Source organism: Martelella sp. (assembly GCF_984369615.1).
Map to the genome: position 1 here is coordinate 1 of NZ_CFHTCS010000441.1, position 3,105 is coordinate 3,105.

General features: G+C 63.3%; 3 protein-coding genes. 1 reads left to right on the plus strand and 2 read right to left on the minus strand.

Annotation, left to right across the window (positions count from 1 at the left end; all coding sequences use genetic code 11):
* On the minus strand, positions 1-157 hold a 157-nt coding region (locus tag AC5DC2_RS21845; protein WP_491700007.1), incomplete at its 3' end, for an SsrA-binding protein.
* A 177-nt stretch (positions 158-334) separates the two neighbouring features.
* Positions 335-1,216, minus strand: coding sequence for a 4-hydroxy-tetrahydrodipicolinate synthase (gene dapA / locus AC5DC2_RS21850; protein WP_491700005.1), 882 nt, complete (start codon positions 1,214-1,216; stop codon positions 335-337).
* Between the two features lie 208 nt (positions 1,217-1,424).
* Here dapA and AC5DC2_RS21855 point away from each other — a divergent pair.
* A partial coding sequence (locus AC5DC2_RS21855) for a transglycosylase SLT domain-containing protein (protein ID WP_491700006.1) occupies positions 1,425-3,105 on the plus strand: 1,681 nt, incomplete at its 3' end.

Here is a 3,105-nt window from a genome sequence, read left to right on the forward strand (position 1 = left end):
CGGCGATATTGGCCTTGCCCTCGCGCAGCGACTTGACCTCGGTTCCGGTCAGAACCAGGCCTGCCTCGAGCGTGTCGAGGATTTCGTAGTTGAACCGCGCCTTGCGGTTTTCGGCGACGGTCTTGAAAGCGTCGCCCTTGCTGCCTTTCGGAGCCATGGTCTTTTCCGTATGCCTGAGCGGCGCTTGCCTGCGTCCAGATCCTGGGGCGCTCATTATGAAGCGCCCGATGATCTCGTTTCTTTCCCTTGTCGCGTCGGTCGAAAAAAAACAGGTTCCGCTTTTTCGACCAACGCTCTAACTTATTGAATTCAATCCAACTTCCGGACCGATGCGCTAGTCGATCAGTCCGGCGTGGCGCAGGGCGGCATCGATGGCGCCGGCCGTGCGTTCCTCCACGCCGAGAAGCGGCAGACGCACGGCATCGCTCATCCGTCCGATTCTCTTGAGCGCATATTTAGTGCCGCTGACGCCGGGTTCAAGAAACAGCGCCTTGTGCAGCGGCATCAGCCGGTCCTGATAGGAAAGCGCGGTCTTGAAGTCCCCGTTCAGCAAGGCCGTCTGGAACGCGCAGCAGAGCTTCGGCGCCACATTGGCGGTCACCGAGATGCAGCCGACGCCGCCGTGGGCGACAAAGCCGAGCGCGGTGGCGTCCTCGCCGGAGATCTGGATGAAATCCGCGCCGCAGGAGATGCGCTGTTCGGAAACGCGCTCGATCTTGCCGGTGGCGTCCTTCACGCCGACGATATTCGGACAGTCCCTGGCAAGCTGGCCCATCGTTTCCGGCAGCATGTCGATAACCGAGCGCGGCGGGATATTGTAGATGATGATCGGCAGCGTGATGGCCTCGGCAACCGCGGCAAAATGGGCATAAAGGCCCTTCTGGGTCGGCTTGTTGTAATAGGGCGTCACCACCAGAACGGCGTCCGCGCCGGCCTTTTCCGCATGCTGCGCGAGCTCGATCGCCTCGCGCGTATTGTTGGATCCCGCGCCGGCAATGACAGGCACGCGGCCCGCAGCTGCCTCGACGCACAGATCGACGACGCGGCGGTGCTCGTCGTGGCTGAGCGTCGGCGATTCGCCGGTGGTCCCGACCGGCACGAGCCCGTGGCTGCCTTCGTCGATCATCCAGTTGACGTGATCGACAAAGCCCGCCTCGTCCAACGCTCCGTTCTCGGTAAACGGGGTGACAAGGGCGGGAATGGACCCCTTGAACATGCGGCTTCTCCTGGCGGCATTCATTTTAAAGCCGCATTCCTGTTTCAAAATCGAACGCACCATAATGCCGGACATGGGGCACTGCAAGCATTGCGTTCGGCATTGGAGGGGTCTTCCGCAGCCCTTGAAATTCGTCAGGGTTAAGCCGATTTTAACCGAGGAGACCGATAGTTTCAGGCGCTGTTGAATTCGTTCCCGGGACGCTCGAATGAAGAAAACCCTGTTGATGCTCTCGCTCGCCGCTTCCGTGGCCGTGACCGACATTGCGCTTGCCGCCGCGCAGGAGTTTCCCTCCGTCGCCCCCATTCCCTATGCCAGACCCGATGGCTTGGCCGGAACGCCCTCCATGGAGATCACCGGCGCAATCACCCAGCCCGTGGCGAACCCCGCCTCAAGCTCGATCCTGAAACACGGGCTCGACGCGCTGAAGGAATCCGACGTCTCGACCGCGCTGCGCGACCGCAACCGTCTTCCCGAAAACTCGCTCGACCACCAGATCCTCAGCTGGGCGATCGCGCTTTCCGGCGACAAGGGCGTCCCCTCCTCCGAGATCGCCGAGGCGCAGCAGGAACTGAAGGGTTGGCCCGGACTTTCTGCCTTGAGGGCCCATTCCGAGCGCGCCTTCGCCGATGAGAACCCTTCCCCAAACGCCGTCATCGCCGCCTTCGGCAATTCCCTGCCGGAGACGTCGGAAGGCACGCTGCTGCTTGGAAAGGCGCTCCTGGCCACCGGCCAGCGCCAGAAGGCGCATGACATCGTCAACCGCGCCTGGAGCGGGTGGGCGCTCGACACGGCGACGGAAAACCAGTTCATCAACGCCTTCGGCTCGATCCTTTCGCAGGAGGATCACAAGAACCGCATGATCTACCTGCTCTACCGCGACCGCGCGACGCAGGCCAAGCGCTTCTCCGAATACGGCAACGCGCAGTCCTTCTACAATGCCTGGGCGGCCGTGATCCGCCGTCAGTCCAATGCCGAAAGCCTGATCAACGCCGTCCATTCCTCCTGGCGCAGCGATCCGGGCTTTCTCTATATCCAGATCCGCAACGCCCGGCAGAACAACCGTTTCGACACGGCCGCCGCTCTCCTGAAGAAGGCGCCACGCAGTCAGGCAGCCATGGTCAGCCCGGACCAGTGGTGGGATGAAAGCCGCATTGTCGGCCGCCATTTCTATGAGGAGGGCAATCCGCGCCAGGCCTACCAGATCGTCGCCGCAGCCATGCCCGACGGGCGTCTGGACCAGCTGGACGAGGCCTTCCACGCCGGCTGGATCGCGCTGCGCGGCCTCAATGACGGTCGCACCGCCGCCGCTCATTTCGCCAAGATCGTCGAGATTTCGCCGACGCCGATCTCGGCCGCACGCTCCTATTACTGGCAGGGCCGCGCCGCCGAAGCCGGAGGGCCGGGCAATGCGCGCGATTTCTATCGCCGCGCCGGCCAGTATCCGACCACCTTCTACGGCCAGCTAGCCCTGCAGAAGCTCGGCCAGACGCAGTTTGACGTCGACTATCCGAGCCCGACGCCGGCCGACCGTGCCAGTTTCCAGAAGAACCCCGCCGTGCAGGCCATCAACCGGCTGCAATCGGTCGGCCATGGCTGGCGCGCCGACCGGCTCTACCTTGCACTTGCCGACGAGCTGACCAGCCCCGGCGAACTGGCGATCCTCGCCTATCAGGCCGAAAAGGACCGCACCCATTCGCTGTCGCTGCAGATCGGCAAGATTGCCTATGGTCGCGGGATCGATGTGGCGGCGCTTGCCTTCCCCATCGGCGTCATTCCAACGGATGCCAATATTTCCGGCTCCGGCATGGCGCTCGCCTATGCGATCGCGCGTCAGGAAAGCGCCTTCAATCCGGGCGCCGTTTCGCCTGCCGATGCACGCGGCCTGC

Coding starts and splice junctions, on each gene's coding strand:
- dapA (WP_491700005.1), bottom strand. CDS start 1,216: ATGTTCAAGGGGTCCATTCCCGCCCTTGTCACCCCGTTTACCGAGAAC.